Raw genomic sequence first — 23,722 nt, forward strand, 5'->3', positions numbered from 1 at the left:
GGAACCCTGCGATGCCTCACTGGCTGGTCATAGATCTGGAAGCCACCACCGATGAGGGTGGCTGGCCAGTCACCGAAATGGAAATTATCGAGATCGGCGCCACCCTGGTCGATCGCGCCGGGCGCGAGCAGGATCACTTCCAGCGTTTCGTCAAACCGACGCGACGGCCGTTGCTCACGCCTTTCTGTCGTGAACTGACACACATCACCCAAGCCAATATCGACTCGGCGCAAGTGCTGACCGAAGTCTGGCCGGCGTTCGAACGCTGGCTCGCGCAACATCAGACACGCCTTGAAGGCTGGGCCAGTTGGGGCGATTACGACCGCAAGCAGTTGTTGCAGGAATGGCAGCGTCTGCAAATCGACAGTGGCTTGAGCAAAGTGCCGCACATGAATCTCAAACAACGCTTCGCCAAGGCCCGCCGCCTGGAGCGTCCATTAGGCCTCAACGGTGCACTGCAATTGGCCGGCATGCAGTTCAGCGGCCAGCAGCATCGGGCACTGGAAGATGCGCGCAACACCGCGCGGTTGTTGCCACTGGTCTTGCCACTCTAGGGTCAATTCGAGAACTCACCAGACAGACGCCGGGCAGGTGACGGCGCGAAAAGCCTTGTGCATACTGGCCGCCTCCAATTTCTAACCCTTTTCGAGGAATCGCCCATGTTTAAAGTCAACGAGTACTTCGACGGCACCGTCAAGTCGATCGCCTTTGGCACCGCTGAAGGTCCGGCGACCATCGGCGTCATGGCCCCGGGCGAATACGAATTCGGCACCGCTCAGCGTGAAATCATGCATGTGGTTTCCGGCGCACTGACCGTCAAACTGCCCGACAGCAGCGACTGGGAAACCTTCGCCGCCGGCAGCCAGTTCAACGTCCCGGCCAACAGCAAGTTCCAGCTGAAAGTTGCGGTCGACACCGCTTACCTGTGCGAGTACCGCGGCTAAACCCACGGCTTTCACTGTGATAAAAAATGCCCGTGTCCAAGGACACGGGCATTTTCGTTTCAGAGACGGATTACTCGAGAATCTCCACCGGCATGCCGACTTCGAGTCGGCCATTGTTGTCGTTGACCAGATTCTGGCCGAACATCGCACCATCGGCTTCGGCGCGGTACTTCTGCAAGGTGGCCAGAGGCTCGCGATCGGCACTGCGCTCACCGGTTTGCGGGTCGATGGTGGTGAGGATACAACGCGAACACGGCTTGACCACGCGGAATTCGACATCGCCAATGCGAATGCGCTTCCAACTGTCTTCGGCATAAGCCTCACTGCCTTCGATCACCAGGTTCGGCCGAAAACGCAGCATTTCCAGCGGTCGTCCGACCTTTTGCGCAAGATCCTGCAGGGATGCCGCGCCGATCAACAACAGTGGAAATCCGTCAGCGAACGCAACCTGATCGTCATCCTTGCCGAAGCCTGCCTGGGTGGTCCGGGCGCGATCCAGCGGCACCTGCACCAGCCGGGTCGGCTTGCCGATGAAATCGCTGACCCAGCGCGCCGCCTCATCACCGGCATCCGGCACGCGCAAGGTATCGCGCCAGATCGTCACGCCACGCAGTTCGGCATCGTTGCCCGGCAAGGCGATTTCGATGGGAGGCTGTTGCGGCGCACTAAGGGTCAGACCGCCCTGCGCATTCCATAGCGCCGACAACTGACTCATCTTCGCTTCAGCGCGCTGGGTCAGAAAGCGCCCGCTGGCCTCGTCCACGAGCATCCAGCGTCGATCGCCATCAAGCCCCAGCTTGTCGAGATCAACACTTTGCAGCACATCGACTTTGCCGGATTTCAACGGGTAACGATAAAGCGCGCTCAGACGCAGCATGGCCAGCTCCCTGGAGGGTAAAAACGCCACCCTATACGAGCTTGATCAGGAATCAAAGAGCAATAACTGTAGGAGTGAGCCTGCTCGCGATAGCGGTGTGTCAGGTAATGATTCGGGGCTGACACACCGTTATCGCGAGCAGGCTCACTCCTGCAATGGGTGTGTGATCAGGCCGGAACTTCGTCGAGCATCAGACGCTGGCGAACGACGTCGACCAGTTTGTCCGGCTGGAATTTGGAGAGGAAGTTGTCGCAGCCGACCTTCTTCACCATCGAGTCGTTGAAGCTACCGGACAGCGAGGTATGCAGCACCACGTACAAGCCACGCAGACGCGGATCGTTACGAATTTCGGTGGTCAGGCGATAGCCGTCCATTTCCGGCATTTCCGCATCGGTGAAGATCATCAGCAGCTTGTCGGTCATGTTCACGCCGGTATCGGCCCAGGCCTTGAGCATGTTCAGCGCCTTCAGGCCATCGCTGGCAATATGCATTTTCACCCCGAGCTGGCCGAGGGTGTCGCGCAACTGCGAGAGTGCCACGTTGGAGTCGTCCACCAACAGCACTTCACGGCCACGGGCGCGCTCGAGCACCGGATCATCGAGTTTTTCACGCGAGACCTTGGCGTTGTACGGGACGATTTCGGCGAGGACTTTCTCGACGTCGATGATTTCCACCAGTTGATCGTCGACCTTGCTGATCGCGGTCAGATAGTGCTGACGCCCGGCGCTGGTCGGCGGCGGCAGAATGGCTTCCCAGTTCATGTTGACGATGCGATCCACACCGCCCACCAGGAAGGCCTGCACCGAGCGGTTGTATTCGGTGACGATGATCGTGCTGTTGGGCCCCGGCACCAACGGACGCATACCGATCGCCTGCGACAGATCGATCACCGGCAAGGTCTGACCGCGCAGATTGACCACTCCGCATACAAACGGGTGACGCTGCGGCATCAAGGTCAGTTTCGGCAGTTGCAGCACTTCCTGAACCTTGAACACGTTGATCGCGAACAACTGACGCCCGGCCAGTCGAAACATGAGAATTTCCAGGCGATTCTCACCCACCAGTTGCGTGCGTTGGTCTACCGTGTCGAGAATGCCGGCCATCAATGACTCCTGGGCTTGTTCTGATGAATTCACTATGTGAGGTTATCGGCGGCAAATCGCAGTTCTTGATTGCCATACCCGACCCCATCAAAAATGCCATGAACAGGCATTGATGTCACATTAACATCATGGTTTACTGGCCCGGTGATTTTCATCTGCTACATTCTCTGCGGCGCGACCTCGGTTTGCACGGTAGGTTCCCGCGCCTAAGGGATTCCCCTAGTAACAATCAGGCCCAACCTGATATTCGCAATATCCAATAGCCATTAATGTGACGCCATTCTCATTGCATGAACGGAGTCAGGCTATTGTGTGCGATCGCAGTTCAGTGGAAACAAGCCCTCTGGAACCTCTCAGTCTGTGCACTTGCACGGCTGGGCGCGATCTCCCGACGATTCACGATCGTCGCCACACACGGCATTCCCTCATCAGACATGACGTTGTGGAGATAAGCATGCCAATGGACCGCAAAGAGTGGGTACAACGCTTCCCCGAATTCCTTGTCGAGGCTGAGCAACTCCTGGCCAAGTCCGAAGAATGCCTCAGCCATCTGCAATTGATCAGCAATGACAAGGACGCCATCGAGTGCATGCTCGGTACTCTGCTGAAACTCGCACGCAGGGCTGAAGCCCTCGCGCTGGAGGCGATTTCCGAGTTTTCCCTGCACATTTACAGTCTGCTCAACCTCAATCAGGATCACGTCGACCTTCACGAACAGGCCCTGCAAGCCTTGCAGGATTGCTTCACATTGATGGCCTGGCAGCTTGAACTGGTCGATCAGCAGACAGGGCAACTGAGTCTGGATGAAAGTGAGCAGGCTTCGCTGCTCGAAGCATTCGCCTTCCAGGTCAACCAAAGCCGCCATCAACCACCCCGGACGGGCAAACGATTGCCCCAACTGCCCTACTCGGGACAAGCCTGACCCGCACTCGATACCCGCGCAAGCACTTGGAACACAAGCGTTGAACGTCGCAATTGAATAGTTCATACCTGCCAGCGACAAGTCGAACTAAATAATCACTGAAAGCCGACGCCGATATTTTTTGCCGGCCTCAGGGTTTACCTGTGTGCAAACAAGCACAACTTCAGGCAACACTGACATCTATCGAACACAACAAATCGACTTTTCCATTATGGAACTTGCGTCCAATATCACGTATTTCCTGACTCAATGGACATATATAGCAAACGCGACCAACGGTATCTTAAGTGGTATTATGCCGCCCATTAGTTGCTTTCAAATTAGTGGCACAGTGACCTCAGAGATCGCTATCCACTGATAATTGGGCGGCCAATACGTTTACTGAACCGCGTTGAAATCAATAACATAATTGATAGCATTTTCAGACAGAGACCCGTCAGCCTCCGGCCGGTCTGCCCGCAGCGAACATCCATTGGCTCCATCCGTTATGTACGCCAGCCTCAAGTCAATCACTACATGGCCACCCTCCCGCGAAAATGCTCGCCGGTTCACACTCATACTGTGTGTCGCGGCCACGCTCGGCAGTCTGCTGACCTACGCTCTTTCAACACCACTTTGCCTGGGATTGCTGCTGCTCGATATCGCTGCTACTGCGTGCGTCTGGGTGCAATATCGACTGTCACGCAAATCGATCAAGTTTCAGCCGCAGGAACTCGCTGACCGCTTGCTGGAAGTCCAGGAAAACGAGCGCCATCGCCTCAGCCGCGAACTGCACGACGATATCGGCCAACTGCTGACGGCCGCCAAACTGCAAAGCGAATGGCTCAAGCGGCGCATGCCCGACGACTTGCAGGAACAATGCACCGCGTTGTGCGACACCCTGGAAGAAACCCTCAACAAGGTGCGCGACGTTTCAGCCATTCTCAACCCACGCCAGTTGACCAGCCTGGGACTTGAAGCCAGCCTGCGTGCGCACCTGCTCAAGACATTGGCCAACACTAACGTGCACTGGAGCCTCGATTGCCAGCAGCGGCTCAATGGCATTCCGGAAGAAATGGCAGTCGCCGCCTTTCGTATTACCCAAGAGGCTGTTACCAATATCCTGCGTCATGCACAGGCAAAAAATCTGGTGATACGCGTGCAACGTCTGCCCAAAGGTCTGACGTTGCTGATCAGCGATGACGGCCTGGGATTCGCCCCGGCGGCCAACCCCGGTCGTGAAGGACAACGAGGCATGGCCGGGATGGCCGAACGTATCGAGCAACTGGGTGGCACCCTGAACGTCATCAGCGAACCGGGCAAAGGCACTCAAATCGAAGCACTCTTCCCGTGGGCGCCACGCGCACTCGAGCGGGCCAGTACGAATAAGGTTATGCGTTGACTTGCAACTTACTTCTGGTGGATGACCACTCGCTGATCAGGGCCGGCGTGCGCGCTCTGGTGCTGGATATTCCCGGTTACGCGGTGATTGGCGAGGCCAATGACGGTTCGCAGCTGCTCGAAATGGTCGAGCAACTGAATCCGGATATCGTGTTGCTGGATATCTCCATGAAAGAAACCGGTGGCCTGGAAGCCCTGCAACGGCTCAAGCGGGTACGCCCGCAGAGCAAGGTGCTGATCCTGTCGATGCACACCGATCCGGCGCTGATCATGCAGGCGCTGGAATCCGGCGCCCACGGCTACCTGCTCAAGGACACCACAGCGACAGAACTTGAGCATGCACTGGAAGCCCTGCGCAACAACGAGCGCTACCTGAGTCCGGCCATCGCCCATACCGTGATCAATCAAGCCCTGACCCGTAATCAGAAGCAGCAGCCGGAGGCAGCCGACTCGCACAATCTGACAGCGCGCCAACTGGAAATCCTGCGCTTGATCGTGCGCGGAAAATCCACACGGGAAATCGCCAATGGCCTGGGCCTGAGCATCAAGACTGTCGAGACCCACCGTTCACAAATCATGAAGCGTCTGCAAATCTACGACGTGGCGGGTCTGGTGCTGTTCGCCGTGCGTGAGCAGATCATCAGCCTGGACGACTGATCAGCCCGGCGCTGCTCAACAAAGGAGAATGTTCCGGCAAATGCACGCGCAACGCCGCCGGACGCGCCTCGAATCGCATGCTGTCACCTTCGAGCGGTTCGCCATCAAGATTGATGCACAGCCCCTCGGCCACCTTGATTTCGACCCATGGCAAACGGGTGCGAACAAACATGTTGTCGATCCCGAAACCATCGCTGAGCAGCGTCTTCAAGGTGCCCACCAACTCCTGTGGCGCCGGTAGAATACTGATATCCAGCAAGCCATCATCGGCCAGCGCCTCCGGGCACAACACGTGCCCACCGCCGGCCTGTCGGCCATTGCCGATACCCAGTGCCAACAGCTCGCCACGCCAGTGAAAATCCGGCCCCTGAAGTTCGCCGTAAGCGGCATGCAGCTCGCTGAATCGTGACAAGCCAGTGAACAGATAAGCAGCACCGCCAAGTACTTTTTTCAGGTCCTCGGAGGTATTGGCCGTGACCTGGCTGCCGAAACCACCGGTGGCCATGTTGAGAAAAATCTGCCCGCCCACTTCACCCAGATCGATGGCGCGCGGTGGCACATCGAGCAGCTCAAGGGCTTCGGCAGGCTCCAGCGGTACGCCGGCGGCACGGGAAAAATCGTTGGCAGTGCCCAAAGGCAGGAGTACGAGGCTGGCTTTGCCAGGATGCGCGGCGAGCGCTTCGGCGATATCGCGCAAGGTGCCATCGCCGCCCCCGGCAATGATTTTCGTGTAGCCGTCGGCCAAAGCTTGTTCTACCCAGCGCTGTGCGTCCCCTGCCTCCCAGGTCAGACGCACGGCCAGCTCCCAGCCTTGCTTGCGCTTGTCCTCGACGGCGGTGCGTACCGCCTCGTTGAGTGCCTGCTTGCCATGCAGAATCAACAGCGCCCGGCGTTCACTCATAACATCACTCCCAAATCGATCGGTTAAGACATCTTGACCACTGGCGCACGCAAAAAAGCCGTCATACCCGTAATTAATTCAGCCTCCTGGCGCCGGACGTCCTACACAGCGGTACTTTTTCTTACAAAACATGCGGAATCGGCTTAATTGACCCGGTTCGAGCATTGCGTCACCGTGTGTTGGCGGTATCGATTTTCAATCCAACACACAAGGACGTGCATGTAATGAGTGGATACACCCCATGGGCTCTTGCCGGTTCGAGAGCTGGAAAAGGTTGCAAGCAAACAGTTGAAACAATCGGTGGATGCTTCCATGCCTGGTCATGAAGCGAGAATACCCATGAGCCCGGTTGGACCGATTGTCGAAAGTCGCGCGAATCACAAGTCCGATTTCAAAAACAGCGCCAGAACCACTGGAGAAGTTGATATGGAACCCCGTGTTACCGAGCTGGAAACCCATCTCAAATACCTTCGACGGGACATGGACGAAATTCGTGGTGATGTCCGAACGATCAAACACCGGCTTGCCTACTCGGCGGGTGCAACAGCGGTAGTGCTGGGTTTGCTGGGCTGGGTGGCCAATAGCCGATTCGATCAGCTTGTGACATTGATCAGCAATTAATTGAATCAGTCATTGCAGGCGCCGCCTGAGTCAGCCGACGCCTGCATTTACAAGATAGCGATCAGTCGAGCAAGTCACTCAGCGGGATGAAGACCACTTCGTCTCCGGCGCTCAGCGTGCGACCTTCCAGCACCTCGACCAATCCATCTGCCCACGCGGCGCTACGCAGTACACCTGAGCTCTGGTTGCGGTAGACAGTCGCCCGTCCTTGCTCAAGGCGGCCTCGCAGGTACTCACGCCGATTGCCTGCCACCGGCCAGTCAAACCCCGCTGGCACGGTGAACTTCAACGGCTCGACGACCCGAACGCCCTGACGGCGTAACAGATAAGGCCGAGTGAGCAGCGCAAAGGTCACCAGTGTCGACGCTGGGTTGCCTGGCAAGCCAATGACTGGCACGTTGCGGAAATGGCCAAAAGTTAGCGGTTTTCCGGGTTTGATCGCCAGCTTCCAAAGGGCAAGCTCGCCCTCTTCACGCAATGCGACACCCAAAAAATCCGCCTCACCCACCGACACGCCACCGGTGGAAAGAATCAGATCAACATCCTGCAACTCACCCAGACGCGCTCGGGTTGTGGCCAGATCGTCCGGAAGAATACCGGCATCAACTACCTCACAGCCCAGGCGTTGCAGCCAACTGCACAGCAACACTCGATTGCTGTTGTATATCTGTCCCGGCCCCAGGGCCTGGCCCGGCTCGACCAATTCATCGCCAGTGGAAATCACCGCGACACGAACCTTGCGCACGACCTTCAACCCGGCGCAGCCCAACGATGCGGCTAATCCCTGCTCTATCGGACCCAGCCGAGTTCCGGCGGGCAGGATCAGTTCACCGACTGTGGTTTCCTGACCTTGCGGGCGAATGTTCTGCCCGGCCTTCATCGGTTCAAGGAAACGCACCCTTTCATCGGTTTGAACCTCAGCGTTTTCCTGCATTTCCACGCAATCAGCGCCCGCGGGCACCGGCGCCCCGGTGAAGATCCGTGCACAGGTGCCCGGCTTCAGCGGTTCGGGGGATTGCCCGGCAAACACCTTCTGACTGACCGGCATCGGTTCGCCCGTCCAGTCGGCCAGATTCAGCGCATAACCGTCCATGGCGCTGTTTGGCCAGGGTGGCAGATCCAGCGTCGAAATCAGGTCTTCGCCCAGCACACGCCCCTGAACATGAGCCAGCGGCAAATACTCATGATCGACAATCGGCGAGGCCTCGGCCATGTCGAGCAGGCGCTCCAGCGCCAGCTCGACCGGCATCAGCGCTCCGGTCTTGCCCGGCTTACCCACGGGATTCACAAGGCGCTGCCTGCTTCAAGTGAGTCACGAAGTTGCACGGGCGATGACGCGCGTCCAACTGCTCGCCCAGGATGCCATCCCAACCGGTGCGTACGGCATTGGTCGAACCTGGCAAACAGCACACCAGCGTGCCGTTGGCCAAACCGGCCAGCGCACGGGACTGAACTGTCGAGGTACCGATATCGGCTACCGAAATCTGCCGGAACAACTCTCCAAACCCGTCGACCTGTTTATCCAGCAGGCAGGCAACCGCTTCCGGCGTGCTGTCGCGACCGGTAAATCCGGTACCGCCGGTGATCAGCACGACCTGCACGACATCGTCGGCAATCCAGGTGGCGACTTGCGCGCGAATTTTGTAGAGGTCATCTTTGAGCAAAACCCGCTCCGCCAAACGGTGGCCCGCCGCCGTCAAGCGATCGACGAAGACCTGGCCTGAGGTGTCGGTTTCCAGAGTTCGGGTGTCACTGACTGTCAGCACCGCAATATTGAGCGGCACGAAAGGTACATCAGCCTTGGCTTTCATAGGCTCGTCCAGTTGTAGGAGAAACAGCCCGGTGTTATATCACAGCGCCCTATTTTTTCGCCGCCCCTCTGGAGAGCAGCCATGACCCGCGATTCGCAATTGCCCCCCTGCTCCATTCTGCTCCTGGCAGGCGGGCGCGGCCAACGCATGGGCGGTCAGGACAAAGGCCTGGTCGAGTGGCTGGGCGAACCGTTGATTGCACATTTGCAGCGTAAGGTACGCGGGCTGACTGACGACCTGATCATCTCCTGCAACCGCAACCGCGAGCGTTACGCACCGTTTGCCGATCAATTGGTGGTCGACGACGAGGGCGATTTTCCGGGGCCATTGGCGGGTATTCGTGCCGGTCTCAAAGCGGCGCGCCATAGCCACCTGCTGGTTTTGCCGTGCGACGTTCCGCGAATTGACGCCGCGCTACTGCAAAGCATGCGCGAGACTGCCAATCAGCATGCTGAAAAACCTTTAATGTTGCGCCATGACGAGCATTGGGAACCCTTGCTGTGTGTGATTCCGGTGGCTCTTCTAACGGCTTTCGAAGATGCCTGGAATGCCGGTGAACGCAGCCCCGGCCGAGTCATGCGCGGTCTCGGCGCCACTGCCCTGGAGTGCCCTGACAACGACCCGCGGCTGGCCAACCTGAACACCCCCGAACTGTTAAATTCCCACAACACTGTGTCAGACTGACACCATTCAAGGAACTCTCAAGCCTTGTATACGTCTCAAGCTCAGTAACCAAAAGAATTCCCATTCGGAGACACACCCATGACTCAACGGACCCTCGCCACTTTCATGCTCGCACTGGGCCTTGCCACCCTCGCCGGTTGCTCGTCGCCTACAGTGATCACCTTGAATGACGGTCGCGAAATCCAGGCCGTCGACACCCCGAAATACGATGACGATTCGGGCTTCTACGAGTTCAAACAGCTGGACGGCAAAGAAACCCGCATCAACAAGGATCAGGTTCGTACCGTTAAAGAGCTGTAAGCTCTGGATCGACACCGGATACAGAAAAGCCCGCATTGATTGCGGGCTTTTTCATGGGCGCTCGAAAAGTGAAGTCGATATCACCACTGCAAGGTGATCCGGCTCTCGAATTCGCGCTCCTCACCGGTCACCGGGTCGATAAACCGCAGGCCTTGCGCCAGCAGCTTCAGCGGATTGGCGTAATCGTCCTCGACGTCTTTCAACACCTGCGGATAAAACGGATCGTTGCAGATGCTCGCCCCCAGCGCAGCCATGTGGACGCGCAGTTGATGTTTCTTGCCGGTCACCGGAAACAATCCATAACGCCACAAATCGCCATGCTTTTCCCGAACCTCCACCGCCGTTTCGGTATTGCTGGCACCCACGCCTTCCTGCATGCGGAAAAACGGTTCGCCATCGACCAGACGGCTTTTGTGCACCAAGGGGAAATTCAGATCGGGCAGTGCCGGAGCGATGGCCTCATAACGCTTGTCGATCTGCCGCGTGGGGAACAGCGACTGATAAGCCGATCGGGTTTGCGGATTGGCCGAGAAAATCACCAGTCCCGCCGTATGCCGGTCGATGCGGTGCAGCGGCACCAAGTGAGGATTGTCCAGGCGATGAATCAGCCTGCGCAACAGGGTTTGCTCAACGTATTCGCCGGCGGGCGTCACCGGCAGAAAATGCGGTTTGTCAGCCACCACCAGATGTTCGTCTGCATACAGAATCGACTCGACTACCGGGATCGGCTTCTCGTCCGGCACTTCGCGAAAATAATGAATCCGCAAACCTTCCTTGTAAGGCAAGTCCACCGGGATCGGCTGGCCATGGCCGTCCAGCACACGTCCCCGAGCGATGCGGTCCAGCCATTGCTCACGGTCAATGGCGCTGAAATGCTCGCACAGGCAATCGAGTACGGTCAGCCATTTACCGGGCGGCAGATAAAGTGTGCTCGCCTGATTCTGAGCAGCGGAAAATGTAGATGTGGACATACGAAAATCGAACCCTCAATGCAGGGCGGCATTATCCAGCACTGAGGGAAACGAACCTAGCGCAGAATGTTCAGGCCGGAATTGTTTTCAGCGCTGCGGCATCAGTGAATTCCTTGAGCCAGCGCAATACATCAACTGCCTCCCAGCGGCCCGGATCGTACAAGGCGTAGAGCAGCCCCTGATAACCGACCACATCCAGTTGCTTGTGGTAACCGGCACGCTGAAACAAGGCCTCGATTTCGGCAAAGCAAGTATTGAAATGCAGCTTGTTGAACGGCGTCTTGCCTTCCGTGACCAGCCCGTCCAGGCGCAATTCGAGAACGGCCTCGCGCACCACGTCAACCGACATCCGGTTCACGCTGTTTTTCAACTGTTCGACATTGACCACGGTTCATCCCTCTGACGCATTTACTGTATGAACATACAGTAACCGATGAAAACGCAAAATGCCAAGGAATGCATGGCAGTAGCGACCGGCGGGATAAACCAGAAAATGCGGATTAACCCAGAAACGCAACGACCTCATCAGCGCTGAATGGCCAGTCCAGCTCAGCCCCGCTGTCGACACGGCGCAACACCGGAATCCGCAGGCTATAAGCCGCATACCAAGCCTCATCCTCAGCAATATCGACCAGTTCAACCAACAAACCATGCTCGACAAGAGGCATCAGCTCGGCTTCGGCGACTTCACACAAGTGGCATCCAAGGGTGCCGAACAGCTGACATTCAGGAGGCATGATTGCTCAACCAAAAAATGAGTGGGCCTATTCTAGGCCGCACCTGAAAACCCGTCGAGCCAGCGCCGCCCAAAGGCTCCAGCCCCTCAACAAAGGGTCACAGGCAAAACCCTGACGCAAATCAGTCCACAGAAAAATCATTTGCGCGATCCTCCCGGTCTTTTTGCCTCTACGCTTGAAAAGCCTGATCTGCCATCGGAGTGTCCAGTGTTTGCCAATCTGTTGATCATTCTCGCCTCGTCCCTCGTGGTCATTGCCCTGTTCCGTCGCCTGCGGTTGCCACCGGTTCTGGGTTACCTGTGCGTGGGACTGCTGGTCGGGCCGAGTGCCTTCGACTGGGTCAACGAAAGCGAACACTTGCCTGACGTAGCCGAGCTGGGCGTGGTGTTTCTGTTGTTCTCACTGGGCCTGGAATTCTCCCTGTCGAAGATGATCGCCCTGCGCCAGGTGGTGTTTCGTCTCGGCAGCCAGCAGGTGCTGATCAGCACCGCACTGCTCGGTTTGCTGCTGATGCTGTTGGGCATGCCGATGACGCCGGCGCTGTTGCTCGGTGCCGGACTTTCGCTGTCATCAACGGCGATTGTGACCAAAGAATTGGGCAGCCTCGGCGAGGTGTTCAGCAGTCATGGCCAGAATGCTGTCGGCGTTTTGCTGTTTCAGGACGTTATCGCGGTATTGCTGCTGACGTTGGTGCCGGTGTTCGCCGGCAGCAGCGAGCAAGTCTGGTACTGGGCGTTGCCTTTGACCCTGGCGAAAACCGTGGTGCTGTTCGTCGGTCTGCTGCTGGCCAGTCGCTGGTTACTGCCGAGGCTGTTTCATGAAGTGGCCGCGTCACGCTCGGCAGAACTGTTTGTGCTGCTGGCGCTGGTGATTGTGCTGTTGACCGCGTGGCTAACGCACCTGCTGGGGCTGTCCCCTGCCCTTGGTGCATTTCTGGCCGGCATGTTGCTCGGTGAAAGCCACTATCGACACCAGATCGAGGCGGATATCCGGCCGTTCCGCGACATTCTGCTCGGGGTGTTTTTCGTCAGCATCGGCATGCTCATCGACCTGCAACTGTTCGTCAGTCACAGCCTGCTGATCCTCGGGCTCACCGTCGGTTTGATGGTGATCAAGGGTATCGTCGTGGCCCTGCTGGTGAAGTGGCGCGGCAGTGACAGCGAAACAGCATGGCGCAGCGGTCTGGCGCTGGCCCAGGGGGGCGAGTTCTGCTTCGCCCTGATGGCACAGATGCAGCAACACAGCATGATGCCCGAAGCACTGAGCGACCTGCTGCTCGCAGCGACGTTCTGCTCGATGTTGTTGACGCCCCTGTTGCTGCGCGCAGCGCCACGCATCGCAGCAGTGCTGCATCGCAAACCCAATCAGGAGGCGCAGATCGAAGAGATCAGCGCACTCAATGCCGACCTCAACAAGCATGTGGTGATTTGCGGCTACGGCCGCGTCGGCCAATCCATCGGTCGTTTCATGCGCAACGCCAAGCAGCCTTTTATTGCGCTGGACAATGACCCGGTGCGGGTACAGGAAGCCGCCAGTGGAGAAAGCGACGTGCATTACGGCGACTCGTCGCGCGGCGACCTGCTGACCGCCGTGGGCCTGCTACGCGCCAGACTGCTGGTGGTTGCTGTGGATCAGAGCGACATTGCCCTGCGTATCCTCAAGGAAGCACGTCGGCTCAACGCCCACGTGCCGATATTGGTGCGTACCCGCGACGACAGCCAGTGGGCCGAACTGAAAGCCGCCGGCGCCACCGAAGTGGTGCCGGAACTGTTGGAATCGAGCCTGATGCTCGCCTCTCACGCCTTGATCATGCTCGGCTTGCCGGCGCATCAGGTGCAGGAAAAAGTCGATCAGGTGCGCATCGATCGGTATCGCCTGCTTCACGGTTTTTATCCCGGTAGCGACGATGCCGAGACTTAATCCTGACTTACCGCGCCGATCTTGTGCAGCGACAGGTCGGCGCCGTAATACTCTTGTTCCTGACTCAGGCGCAGCCCGTGCAGCGCCTTGATCACGCCGTACACAGCGAAGCCACCGATCAGCGCCACCGCAACACCCAGCGCGGTGCCGATCAACTGGCTGATCAAGCTGACGCCGCCAATACCGCCGAGCGCAGTCTGGCCGAAGATCCCGCAGGCAATCCCGCCCCACACGCCGCACAACCCGTGCAATGGCCACACACCCAAGACATCGTCGATGCGCCATTTCACCTGGGCGGCGGTAAAGCACCAGACAAACAGTGCACCGGCGATCGCGCCAGTCACCAGCGCGCCGACCGGATGCATCAGATCCGACCCGGCACAGATCGCCACCAACCCTGCCAACGGGCCGTTATGCAGAAAGCCCGGGTCATTACGTCCGACAAGCAGCGCCGCCATGGTGCCGCCGACCATCGCCATCAACGAATTGACCGCCACCAGGCCACTGACGCCTTGCAGCGTCTGCGCGCTCATCACGTTGAAGCCGAACCAGCCGACAATCAGAATCCACGAACCCAAGGCCAGAAAGGGAATGCTCGACGGTGCGAACGCCACCAGACGACCGTCGCGATAACGGCCATTACGGGGCCCCAGCAGCAATACCGCCGCCAGCGCCAGCCAACCGCCCATGGCGTGCACCACCACGGAACCGGCAAAGTCATGGAAAGCGGCACCGAACTGTGCCGTCAGCCACGCTTGCAAACCGTAGTTGCCGTTCCAGATCATGCCCTCGAAAAAGGGGTAGATGAACGCGACAATCAAGGCCGTGGCGCACAACTGCGGCACGAAACGCGCGCGCTCGGCGATACCGCCGGAAATGATCGCCGGGATCGCTGCGGCAAAGGTCAGCAGGAAGAAAAACTTCACCAGTCCATAACCGTGATCGGCACTCAGTACCACCGCCGGCTGCATAAACGTCACGCCATAGGAAATCCAATAGCCTATAAAGAAATAGGCCAGGGTCGAGACGGCGAAATCACTGAGAATTTTCGACAGTGCATTGACCTGGTTTTTCTGGCGCACCGTGCCGACTTCCAGAAAGGCGAAACCGGCATGCATCGCCAGCACCATCACCGCACCGATCAGAATGAACAAGGTATTGGAGCTGTGAACCAGGGTGTCCACAGCGCTTTGCAGATTTTCCATAAGCAGGCAGACCTAAAGGCGAAAAAGGCACCAAAGCGGTTCATGCGCACATTTCATGCACCAAGTTGCGACCACGCAGTCACAGATCCGAAGGTCCGGCGAACCGCTTTGGCGCACGAGGTCGATGTCCTGACACGAACCGGGCTTGTTTGGGATAAGGTTTCTCAATGCGCACGCCCGGCGACAGCGCACAACCGCCGGGGAACGCACCACGACACAGCAAAAGTTGTACCAGTCATTTGTACTGAACCTTCGCGCAAGGCTCATACTCGAACGCTTCAGACGTCACTTACGGAGATCCACCCATGGCCAGCATCAAGGCAAAGACCGCTCAAGAAATCCTGATGAACGACTTCCAGACTTTGGTCGCCGACACCGAGCGCTTGCTCGAGCACACCGCCACCCTGGCCGGCGATCAGGCCGATGAGCTGCGCGAGCAGATTCACGACAGCCTGCTGCGCGCCCGCGAAACCTTGAAACTGACCGAAGAAACCTTGCGTGATCGCGGCCAGGCGGCGGTCACTGCCACCGAAGATTACGTCTCGGCCAACCCTTGGCAGTCCGTCGGTATTGCCGCCGGTGTCGGCTTCCTGATCGGCCTGCTGGCTACCCGGCGCTGATTATGTCGATCGGTGAATCCGGCCCGACTGCGGGCACCGCCTCTTCCACGCGACGCCTGGGCGCCGCCGTTCTCGGTCTGCTGCACAGCCATGTCGAATTGTTCGGCATTGAATTGCAGGAGCAGAAATCACGTACCGTCAGCCTGTTACTGTTCGCAGGCCTGGCGTTGGTTTTTGCCCTGTTATTACTGGTGGGCTTATCGACACTGGTGATGATTGTGTTCTGGGACACTTATCGCCTTGCTGCGATCATCGGCCTGTGCGTGTTCTATACCCTGGCCTCGATCTTCTGCGCGCTGCGCCTCAAGGCTGCGATCTTCGATGAGTCCTCGCCTTTCCACGGCACGCTCGAAGAGCTGGCCAACGACCGGGAGCGCCTGCTGCCATGAGCCTGCCTGAACTGCCACACAACAGCTCGCGTCGGGAAATGCGCAAGGCGTTGATCCGCCTGCGCATGGAAATGCATCGTCAGGAAATCCGCCATGAAGCCGGGCAAGTGATGCAGCCTCTGCAGCGCATGCGCGGCATGTCGCAAAATCTGCAAGGTGGTTTCGGCATCAAACACGCGCCTTTGTGGGGCGTGGCCGCCGTTACGCTATTGGGATTCGTCACCGGCAAAGGCGCGAAAAGCGGCGGTGTCGGTGGCCTGACCCGCTTGATCCGGCTCGGCACCAGCCTGGGGCCGCTGATCAAACTGGTGATGCAGAGCTCGGCGAAACGCTAAACAGATACATCTGGCTACATTCTTGCACTGTCGGCGGGATGAATCTCTTTATCCGGAGATTCGATCCCGTGCGCCTACCCGGTCGGCGGGGTTCACCAGAACAAGAACCACTAAGGAGGCCCCGTGATCGACGGGCAACCGCTCGCCTGCTTTCAGCCTTTCATCGATACCGCCACCGGACGCATTGCCGGCGTCGAAGCACTGGGGCGCCTGCGCCAGGCCGACGGTCAACTGAACTCGGTTGGGCCTCTATTCGCCGACCCGCGCACGCCCGCCATTGCCCTGCGCCGTCTCGACCGGCAGATCCGCGATAACGCCTTGAGCCGCTTGCATGAAGCGCCGGCAGACTGGTTTCTCAGCCTGAACATGTCGCCACGCTGGATCAGTCGCCTGCGCGCCGATCAGGCCTTGCCCAGTCTCAAGCAATTGGCACGCTACGACATCGATCCGCAACGCATCGTCTTCGAGATCACCGAACTGGGTGGCAATGGTCAACGTCTGGCCGAAGTCGTCGCGCGCTATCGCGAGGCGGGAGCAAGAATCGCCATCGACGACTTTGGCGCCGGCTACTCGCAACTGGATCGGGTGCTGGCGCTGCAACCGGACATTCTCAAACTCGATATGCGCCTGTTCCAGGCCGCGGCACTGGGCGGGCCGAGCAGCGACGTGGTCAAGGCCCTCGCGCAGATGGCCGAGAAGACCGGCTGCTGGATCATCGCCGAAGGCGTCGAGACCGAAGCGCAGTTGAATTTCGCCCTGGAATGCGGATCGCGCTATGTGCAGGGATTCCTGTTCGCACGGGCACAGGAGGCGTTTTTCCCCAGTGACGCGTTCGTCCAACGCTTCGCCGAGCTGCGCCAGCGCTATGTCCGGCAGAAACTCGTGGAGCGCGGACGACTGATGCAAATGCGCCAGCAACTCGCTGAACTGATGTCGATCCTGCAAGCCTGGGCTCAGGCCCATGCCCCTTTGAGCGCTTTGCCACAACTGGACGCCTTCCCCTGGCTGCTGCGGTTTTATCAATGCGATCGCCACGGCACGCAACTGACGCCCAATCTGGAATGGCGGCAGCATGGCTGGGTCGCCGACAATCGCTATCTGGGGCACAACTGGTCGTGGCGCCCGTACTTCTATCATTTGCTCGCCGAAGGTTGGGAGGAGCGGCGCTTGACGCTCTCCAATACCTACCGCGATGCCACCAGCAATCAGTACTGCCTGACAGCCGGGCAGTTTTTCGACAACGGTGAACGTTTGCTGCTGATCGACATTGACGCCGCCGGACTGTAGTTCCGCTTGCAGGGGCGGACGTGAACCGGGAAGCTAGGGGCCAACGCCCCCAGTCACCTGACGGAGAGAATCAGCCTTGGATTGGCACACCCTGCTCAACCGCGAACGCCTCGGCAAGCCGCTGCACAGCCCGCAAGAACTTGGCCGCAGCCCTTTCCACAAAGACCATGACCGCATCATCTTCTCCGGCGCCTTCCGCCGTCTCGGGCGCAAGACCCAGGTCCACCCGGTCACCAGCAACGATCATATTCACACGCGCCTGACCCACTCGCTGGAAGTCAGTTGCGTCGGCCGTTCGCTGGGCATGCGGGTGGGTGAAACCCTGCGCAATGCCTTGCCCGAATGGTGCGACCCGGCCGATCTCGGCATGGTGGTGCAATCGGCGTGTCTGGCCCACGATATCGGCAATCCGCCGTTTGGTCATTCCGGTGAAGACGCCATCCGCCACTGGTTCCAGCAGGCCGCCGGACGCGGCTGGCTCGACGGCATGAGCGAAGCCGAACGCGCCGACTTCCTCAATTTCGAAGGCAATGCCCAGGGTTTCCGGGTCCTGACTCAGCTGGAGTATCACCAGTTCGACGGCGGCACCCGACTGACCTACGCCACCCTCGGCACTTACCTGAAGTACCCGTGGACCGCGCGCCACGCCGACTCCCTGGGCTACAAGAAACACAAATTCGGCTGCTATCAGAGCGAGTTGCCGCTGCTCGAGCAGATCGCCCACAAACTGGGCCTGCCGCAAATCGAAGACCAGCGCTGGGCGCGTCATCCGCTGGTGTACCTGATGGAAGCCGCCGACGACATCTGCTACGCGCTGATTGATCTCGAAGACGGTCTCGAAATGGAGCTGCTGGAGTACGCCGAAGTCGAATCGCTGCTGCTCGGGCTGGTGGGTGATGATCTGCCGGAAACCTATCGCCAGCTCGGCCCGCAGGATTCGCGCCGACGCAAACTGGCGATCCTGCGCGGCAAGGCCATCGAGCATTTGACCAACGCCGCCGCACGGGCCTTTGTCGAGCAACAGGACGCCCTCCTCGCCGGCACGCTGCACGGCGATCTGGTCGAGCACATGCACGGCCCGGCCAAGCGTTGCGTGCTGAATGCCAAGGACATCGCCCGCAAGAAAATCTTTCAGGACAAACGCAAAACCCTGCATGAAATCGGCGCCTATACAACGCTCGAGATTCTGCTCAACTCGTTCTGCGGCGCGGCGCTGGAACAACACAACGGTCGTACACCGTCATTCAAAAGCCGGCGCATTCTCGATCTGCTGGGCAGTAACGCACCGGATCCGCAGGGATCGTTACACACGTCGTTTCTGCGCATGATCGATTTCATCGCCGGCATGACCGACAGCTACGCCAGCGACATGGCGCTGGAAATGACCGGGCGCTCCAGTCACTGACCCGCTCGCCTACGGGCGGCCATAACGATGGCCGCCCGTATCCACACAGCCTGTGATTATCGACCCACAAGTGTCGACTGGCGTCTGATATGGCTGGAATAGCGGCAATTATTGCGCCGACGAATCAGCAACTTTAAACATCTTTAAAAAGCCATTTACGGCCAGTACTTGCAAATCATTCAAGTCAAACTATAAGCCCGTTCAAATCCAGCACTTCCTTACGTCAAACCTAGTTTGGTTGTAGTCCGTTTCTTCATTAATTGTAGGATTAATCCGATATCGTGACTGAAGCCATGTCACTTCATGCGAGTGCTCATTCAACTGAGCTAAGGTGCGCGCTTTATTCGTGCTTGCATGGGATTTGATTATGAACTCCGTTTTTATTGTCGACGATCACCCGGTCATCCGTCTCGCCGTTCGAATGCTGCTGGAGCATGAAGGTTACAAGGTCGTCGGTGAAACCGATAACGGAGTCGATGCCATGCAAATGGTGCGCGAGTGCATGCCCGATCTGGTCATTCTCGATGTGAGCATCCCCAAGCTGGATGGCCTCGAAGTACTGGCTCGCTTCAATGCCATGGGTTCCCCGTTAAAGATCCTGATCCTGACGGCACAGTGTCCGACGCTGTTCGGCATTCGCTGCATGCAATCCGGCGCATCGGGTTATGTCTGTAAACAGGAAGACTTGAGTGAACTGGTCAGTGCGATCAAAGCGGTACTGTCCGGTTACAACTATTTCCCCAGCCAGGCATTGAATCCGGTGCGCAGCGACGACATCCGTTTTGCCGAACTTGAATTATTCAAATCCGTTAATGATCGCGAGTTGATGGTCTTGCAACTTTTCGCCCAGGGTCGCACTAACAAGGAAATAGCCAAGGGCATGTTTCTGAGTAATAAAACCGTCAGCACCTACAAAAAACGTCTGATGCAAAAACTCAAGGCCAAATCCCTTGTAGAACTTATCGAGATGGCCAAACGAAACGCACTCGTGTGAGAGCCCGCATGCCTAGCCGTTTAAAGGACTATTTAATTGCGTTGAGCGCAGGTTTTTACCTGAGCGCCAATGTGTTCGCCATGCCCGGCAGCTCACCTGACTATGCCTTGCTCAGCCGGTCGGCGGACGAGCCAGTGCCGGTCACGCTCGAACACTCCCAACGGCAGTGGCTGCTGACACGTAACGAACTGGTCGTCGGCACCTCCGCGCCCGACTACCCGCCTTTTGACATGACGACCAGCGGCAAGGATTACGAAGGTCTGACGGCCGATTACGCCGGGCTCCTCGGCCAGGCCACCGGTCTACCGATCCGGGTGCAGCGCTTTCCCTCTCGGGACGCGGCGATTAGCGCACTGGTCGATGGCCGGATCGACCTGCTCGGTACCGCGAACGGTTTCGAAGCGGGCAATGCCAACCTGGCGCTGTCGATACCCTACGCCGTTGACATGCCGGTGCTGGTTACCCGCGAGGACGAAACCCGCTCACTCACCGAAGGCCTGGCCGGGCTGCGATTGAGCATGGTCTATCACTATCTGCCGTTGCCCGAAGTCAAAGCGCTGTACCCCAAAGCGCTCATCACCTGCTACCCCTCCTACCAGAATGCAATCAACGCCGTGGCGTTCGATCAGGCCGATGTGTTTCTCGGCGACACGCTTTCAACTCACTACATGATCAACAAGGGTTATCTGAACAACGTGCGCATGGCCAATTTCGGCAAGCAGGAAGCCCAGGGATTCAGCTTCGCCGTGCGCCGCAACAACCCACAACTGCTGGCGATCATCGATGCAGTACTAAAAGCTGTGCCGGCCAGTGAGCGTGACAATATTGCCAAGCGCTGGAGCGCTGGCAGTGATCTGCTGCTCACCGACCGGAAACTGCAACTGACCCAGCGCGAAGAAGCGTGGCTCAAACAACATCCGGTCGTCAGTGTGGTGGTCAATGAAGCGTTCGCGCCGCTGACATTCTTTGACAACGACGGTAATTTTCGCGGCATCAGTGCCGACCTGCTCGAGCTGATCCGCCTGCGCACCGGCCTGCGTTTCGAGATCCGTCGCAGCCGCAACGACGCGGAAATGATCCAGCAGATCGACCGTCATCAAGCCGATCTGATCGCCGCATTACTGCCGACGGCGGAGCGCGAGAAAACCCTCAATTTCAGTCGTCCCTATCTGGAAAACTCCTACGTTCTGCTGACCCGCAAAAGCGCGGATGGTCCGACCAATCTGGGCAAGCTCAAGGGCAAGCGACTGGCGATTGCCCAAGGCAATCCGATGGTCGAGTACCTGCGTCGGGAATATCCGCGCATCCAGTTGATCGAAACGGCAGATACGTTCAGCGCGGTGTCCCAGCTCGCTGAAGGCCATGTCGACGGTGCGGTGAACTCGCTGGTGATTGCCAACTACTTCATTTCTTCACGAATCTTCAATCAGGCGCTGCAGATCACCACCACGATCGGCACGGGTCAGGCGGCGTTTTCACTGGCGACCGCGCGGGACAACACGGAACTGACGTCGATCATCAACAAGGCGTTGTTGAGCATCGCCCCCGACGAACTGGGGGTGATCAATGGACGCTGGCGCGGTTACTCGACTGTCTCGCAGAACATCTGGCACAACTACCAACGCCTGTTCTATCAAGTGATCATCGGCGCTTTCCTGTTACTGCTGTTGCTGCTGGTCTGGAACGCTTACATGCGCCACCAGATCAAAAAACGCCAGGCTGCCGAACGAGCGCTGAACGACCAGTTCGAATTCATGCGTTCGCTGGTCGACGGCACACCGCATCCAATTTACGTGCGCGACCGCCAGGGCCGGTTGCAAAGTTGCAATGAGAGCTATCTCGAAGCATTCAATGCCCGCCGCGAGGATGTCATCGGCAAAAACGTCATCGATGGCTCCCTGAGCAATGCCTTCGAGGCCCAGGCCTTTCAGGCCGATTACCAGCGTGTCATCGCCGAAGGCACGCCGATGGTCGTCGACCGGCCCCTGCACATCGGCAACCGGCGTCTGACGATCTATCACTGGATACTGCCGTACCGCGACTCCAGCGGTGAGGTGAAAGGCATCATTGGCGGCTGGATCGACATCAGCGAGCGCCGCCAGCTGTTCGACGAGTTGCGTACGGCCAAAGAACGGGCGGATGAGGCCAACCGGGCGAAAAGCACCTTTCTGGCGACCATGAGCCACGAGATCCGCACGCCGATGAACGCGGTGATCGGCATGCTCGAACTAACGCTCAAACGCATGGATCCGCAGCATCCGGATCGCTCATCCATCGACACCGCGTACCACTCGGCCAAGGACTTGCTGGGTTTGATCGGCGACATTCTCGACATCGCACGGATCGAATCCGGGCGTCTGAGTCTTTGCCCGGAACGGGTCAATCTGGTCGATACGGTGACGTCAGTCGCCAGGATCTTCGACGGTCTCGCCCGGCAGAAAAACCTCTCCCTGCAAGTCATCTTCAACCCACCGGATCTGGCCGTCGATGTGCATCTGGACCCACTGCGTTTCAAGCAGGTGCTGTCGAATCTGGTCAGCAATGCGATCAAATTCACTGAGCAGGGGCATGTGCGGATCACCCTCGACCTCATGAACACCGATGTACCTGCCCGCGCCCTGATGCAGCTGACCGTACAGGACAGCGGCGTCGGTATCAGTGCCGAGGATCAGCAGCGCTTGTTCGAACCGTTTGCCCAAGCGGAAAACAGCAGCCAGCAAGGCAGAGGTGGTGCCGGCCTGGGGCTGGTGATCAGCCGCAACCTGTGCGAAATGATGGGCGGGCAATTGCAATTGAGCAGCCAGCCTGGCATCGGCACCCAGGTCTGCGTCTCGCTGGCACTGGAAACGCTGCCGATACAGCTGAGCACGGTCAAAAGTGAATCCCCAATCAAGGCATCGCAGACCCCCTTACGCGTGTTGGTAGTGGACGACCATCCCGCCAATCGCCTGCTGATGTGTCAACAACTGGAGTTTCTCGGCCATCACTTCAGCATTGCCGAGAACGGTTGTAGCGGCCTGGAACTGTGGAAGACCGGCCACTTCGATCTGGTGATTGTCGACTGCAACATGCCGTTGATGAATGGCTATGAACTGACCCGCGCCATTCGACAGCAGGAACTGCAGGCGCGCTGTCCGCCATGCACCGTGCTGGGTTTCACGGCCAATGCGCAGCCCGAAGAAATCCAGCGCTGCAAGCAGGCCGGCATGAACGACTGCCTGTTCAAACCCCTGAGCCTGAGCCTGCTCAGCCAGTGGGTCGATGGCATCACACCGACATCAGCGCCGCCGGCTTTCAACCTGCAAAACCTGAACATGCTGACCGGTGGCAATCCGGCCCAGGCTCGCCGTCTGCTGGCGGAATTGCTCAAAAGCAGCCGTCTCGACCGAGAGGAACTGCTCGCGCTGTCGCCAGAACAGGATCGCGGGGCGCTGGCGGTGGTCGCTCACAAAATCAAGGGCGCGGCACGTATCGCGCAGGCATCGCGCGTAATCGAGTGTTGCGATGCCCTTGAGCAGGCCTGCGCCGAGGCCATGGCGACAGACGAAGTTGCTCGCCGTTGCGAGGCGATCAACCGCGCCATGCTCGAACTGGAGCAGGCATTACAGCAACAATTGGCGGTGTCGGATCGAAGCACAATGAGCTTGCCTTAACTATGC

At 58.5% G+C, this 23,722-nt stretch carries 25 protein-coding genes; 16 read left to right on the forward strand and 9 right to left on the reverse strand.

Going from position 1 to position 23,722, the window contains the following annotated elements:
- Positions 1 to 11: 11 nt before the first annotated feature.
- On the forward strand, positions 12 to 554 hold the full coding sequence (locus AC0ZWN_RS02590) for a 3'-5' exonuclease (protein WP_093435082.1): 543 nt from the start codon (positions 12 to 14) through the stop codon (positions 552 to 554).
- Positions 555 to 659: 105 nt separating this feature from the next.
- Positions 660 to 944, forward strand: coding sequence for a pyrimidine/purine nucleoside phosphorylase (gene ppnP / locus AC0ZWN_RS02595; RefSeq protein WP_003226701.1), 285 nt, complete (start codon positions 660 to 662; stop codon positions 942 to 944).
- Between the two features lie 70 nt (positions 945 to 1,014).
- On the opposite strand, the gene AC0ZWN_RS02600 is transcribed toward ppnP, so the two are convergent.
- Both AC0ZWN_RS02600 and AC0ZWN_RS02605 read right to left on the reverse strand, forming a co-directional pair.
- Positions 1,015 to 1,821, reverse strand: coding sequence for an MOSC domain-containing protein (locus AC0ZWN_RS02600; RefSeq protein ID WP_095048434.1), 807 nt, complete (start codon positions 1,819 to 1,821; stop codon positions 1,015 to 1,017).
- Between the two features lie 167 nt (positions 1,822 to 1,988).
- Complete coding sequence (locus AC0ZWN_RS02605; RefSeq protein ID WP_064391361.1) at positions 1,989 to 2,924, reverse strand: chemotaxis protein CheV; 936 nt, start codon at positions 2,922 to 2,924, stop codon at positions 1,989 to 1,991.
- A 454-nt stretch (positions 2,925 to 3,378) separates the two neighbouring features.
- On the opposite strand from AC0ZWN_RS02605, the gene AC0ZWN_RS02610 reads away from it, so the two are divergent.
- The 3 genes from AC0ZWN_RS02610 (at position 3,379) to AC0ZWN_RS02620 (ending at position 5,883) form a co-directional block, all read left to right on the forward strand.
- Positions 3,379 to 3,846 (forward strand): hypothetical protein, encoded by a 468-nt coding sequence (locus AC0ZWN_RS02610; protein WP_093435088.1) that lies wholly within the window; start codon positions 3,379 to 3,381, stop codon positions 3,844 to 3,846.
- A gap of 487 nt (positions 3,847 to 4,333) precedes the next feature.
- Complete coding sequence (locus tag AC0ZWN_RS02615) at positions 4,334 to 5,227, forward strand: sensor histidine kinase (RefSeq protein ID WP_093435091.1); 894 nt, start codon at positions 4,334 to 4,336, stop codon at positions 5,225 to 5,227.
- Positions 5,224 to 5,883: a response regulator gene (locus tag AC0ZWN_RS02620; RefSeq protein ID WP_093435094.1), complete on the forward strand. Its 660-nt coding sequence runs from the start codon at positions 5,224 to 5,226 to the stop codon at positions 5,881 to 5,883. The genes AC0ZWN_RS02615 and AC0ZWN_RS02620 overlap by 4 nt, the downstream gene beginning before the upstream one ends.
- On the opposite strand, the gene yegS is transcribed toward AC0ZWN_RS02620, so the two are convergent.
- Positions 5,867 to 6,784, reverse strand: a complete 918-nt coding sequence (yegS, locus tag AC0ZWN_RS02625; protein ID WP_099756837.1) for a lipid kinase YegS — start codon at positions 6,782 to 6,784, stop codon at positions 5,867 to 5,869. The two genes, AC0ZWN_RS02620 and yegS, sit on opposite strands and share 17 nt — an antisense overlap.
- 312 nt (positions 6,785 to 7,096) lie before the next feature.
- Between yegS and AC0ZWN_RS02630 the strand changes: the two genes are divergently transcribed.
- The gene (locus AC0ZWN_RS02630) at positions 7,097 to 7,405 is read left to right on the forward strand and encodes a hypothetical protein (protein ID WP_175559630.1); all 309 of its coding nucleotides are present in this window, start codon (positions 7,097 to 7,099) and stop codon (positions 7,403 to 7,405) included.
- Between the two features lie 61 nt (positions 7,406 to 7,466).
- Here the strand turns inward: AC0ZWN_RS02630 and AC0ZWN_RS02635 are convergent, their stop codons facing one another.
- Positions 7,467 to 8,693: a molybdopterin molybdotransferase MoeA gene (locus AC0ZWN_RS02635; protein ID WP_476333956.1), complete on the reverse strand. Its 1,227-nt coding sequence runs from the start codon at positions 8,691 to 8,693 to the stop codon at positions 7,467 to 7,469.
- Positions 8,677 to 9,216, reverse strand: a complete 540-nt coding sequence (gene moaB / locus AC0ZWN_RS02640) for a molybdenum cofactor biosynthesis protein B (RefSeq protein ID WP_093435105.1) — start codon at positions 9,214 to 9,216, stop codon at positions 8,677 to 8,679. Before moaB ends, AC0ZWN_RS02635 begins: the two co-directional genes overlap by 17 nt.
- Before the next feature lie 81 nt (positions 9,217 to 9,297).
- Between moaB and mobA the strand changes: the two genes are divergently transcribed.
- Together mobA and AC0ZWN_RS02650 are read left to right on the forward strand one after the other, a co-directional pair.
- Positions 9,298 to 9,900 carry a molybdenum cofactor guanylyltransferase MobA gene (gene mobA / locus AC0ZWN_RS02645; RefSeq protein WP_476333957.1) on the forward strand — a complete coding sequence of 201 codons (603 nt, stop codon included), beginning with the start codon at positions 9,298 to 9,300 and terminating at the stop codon, positions 9,898 to 9,900.
- Positions 9,901 to 9,978: 78 nt separating this feature from the next.
- A complete protein-coding gene (locus tag AC0ZWN_RS02650; RefSeq protein WP_007908660.1) occupies positions 9,979 to 10,200 on the forward strand; it encodes a YgdI/YgdR family lipoprotein in 222 nt (73 codons plus the stop codon).
- Between the two features lie 80 nt (positions 10,201 to 10,280).
- Here the strand turns inward: AC0ZWN_RS02650 and AC0ZWN_RS02655 are convergent, their stop codons facing one another.
- From AC0ZWN_RS02655 to AC0ZWN_RS02665, 3 genes are all read right to left on the reverse strand, one after another.
- The gene (locus AC0ZWN_RS02655; protein WP_476333958.1) at positions 10,281 to 11,171 is read right to left on the reverse strand and encodes a pseudouridine synthase; all 891 of its coding nucleotides are present in this window, start codon (positions 11,169 to 11,171) and stop codon (positions 10,281 to 10,283) included.
- 70 nt (positions 11,172 to 11,241) lie between these two features.
- Positions 11,242 to 11,559, reverse strand: coding sequence for a transcriptional regulator (locus AC0ZWN_RS02660; protein WP_093435111.1), 318 nt, complete (start codon positions 11,557 to 11,559; stop codon positions 11,242 to 11,244).
- 112 nt (positions 11,560 to 11,671) lie between these two features.
- The gene (locus tag AC0ZWN_RS02665) at positions 11,672 to 11,908 is read right to left on the reverse strand and encodes a glutaredoxin family protein (RefSeq protein WP_116256544.1); all 237 of its coding nucleotides are present in this window, start codon (positions 11,906 to 11,908) and stop codon (positions 11,672 to 11,674) included.
- 207 nt (positions 11,909 to 12,115) lie between these two features.
- On the opposite strand from AC0ZWN_RS02665, the gene AC0ZWN_RS02670 reads away from it, so the two are divergent.
- Positions 12,116 to 13,828 (forward strand): cation:proton antiporter, encoded by a 1,713-nt coding sequence (locus AC0ZWN_RS02670; protein ID WP_476333959.1) that lies wholly within the window; start codon positions 12,116 to 12,118, stop codon positions 13,826 to 13,828.
- On the opposite strand, the gene AC0ZWN_RS02675 is transcribed toward AC0ZWN_RS02670, so the two are convergent.
- The gene (locus tag AC0ZWN_RS02675) at positions 13,825 to 15,033 is read right to left on the reverse strand and encodes an ammonium transporter (RefSeq protein WP_476333961.1); all 1,209 of its coding nucleotides are present in this window, start codon (positions 15,031 to 15,033) and stop codon (positions 13,825 to 13,827) included. The two genes, AC0ZWN_RS02670 and AC0ZWN_RS02675, sit on opposite strands and share 4 nt — an antisense overlap.
- A 305-nt stretch (positions 15,034 to 15,338) precedes the next feature.
- Here AC0ZWN_RS02675 and AC0ZWN_RS02680 point away from each other — a divergent pair, with 305 nt between their 5' ends.
- From AC0ZWN_RS02680 to AC0ZWN_RS02710, 7 genes are all read left to right on the forward strand, one after another.
- The gene (locus tag AC0ZWN_RS02680) at positions 15,339 to 15,653 is read left to right on the forward strand and encodes an ElaB/YgaM/YqjD family protein (protein ID WP_007908653.1); all 315 of its coding nucleotides are present in this window, start codon (positions 15,339 to 15,341) and stop codon (positions 15,651 to 15,653) included.
- 2 nt (positions 15,654 to 15,655) lie between these two features.
- Positions 15,656 to 16,042 carry a phage holin family protein gene (locus AC0ZWN_RS02685; protein ID WP_007908652.1) on the forward strand — a complete coding sequence of 129 codons (387 nt, stop codon included), beginning with the start codon at positions 15,656 to 15,658 and terminating at the stop codon, positions 16,040 to 16,042.
- Positions 16,039 to 16,377, forward strand: a complete 339-nt coding sequence (locus tag AC0ZWN_RS02690; protein ID WP_476333963.1) for a hypothetical protein — start codon at positions 16,039 to 16,041, stop codon at positions 16,375 to 16,377. The genes AC0ZWN_RS02685 and AC0ZWN_RS02690 overlap by 4 nt, the downstream gene beginning before the upstream one ends.
- Before the next feature lie 123 nt (positions 16,378 to 16,500).
- The gene (locus AC0ZWN_RS02695) at positions 16,501 to 17,664 is read left to right on the forward strand and encodes an EAL domain-containing protein (protein WP_099756841.1); all 1,164 of its coding nucleotides are present in this window, start codon (positions 16,501 to 16,503) and stop codon (positions 17,662 to 17,664) included.
- 76 nt (positions 17,665 to 17,740) lie between these two features.
- The gene (locus AC0ZWN_RS02700; RefSeq protein ID WP_093435126.1) at positions 17,741 to 19,069 is read left to right on the forward strand and encodes a deoxyguanosinetriphosphate triphosphohydrolase; all 1,329 of its coding nucleotides are present in this window, start codon (positions 17,741 to 17,743) and stop codon (positions 19,067 to 19,069) included.
- A 367-nt stretch (positions 19,070 to 19,436) separates the two neighbouring features.
- The gene (locus AC0ZWN_RS02705; RefSeq protein ID WP_007908640.1) at positions 19,437 to 20,063 is read left to right on the forward strand and encodes a response regulator transcription factor; all 627 of its coding nucleotides are present in this window, start codon (positions 19,437 to 19,439) and stop codon (positions 20,061 to 20,063) included.
- 8 nt (positions 20,064 to 20,071) lie between these two features.
- Positions 20,072 to 23,716: a transporter substrate-binding domain-containing protein gene (locus tag AC0ZWN_RS02710; protein WP_476333964.1), complete on the forward strand. Its 3,645-nt coding sequence runs from the start codon at positions 20,072 to 20,074 to the stop codon at positions 23,714 to 23,716.
- Positions 23,717 to 23,722 lie beyond the last annotated feature (6 nt).

The sequence above is a fragment of the Pseudomonas sp. 3B-A001-10F genome (assembly GCF_056313565.1).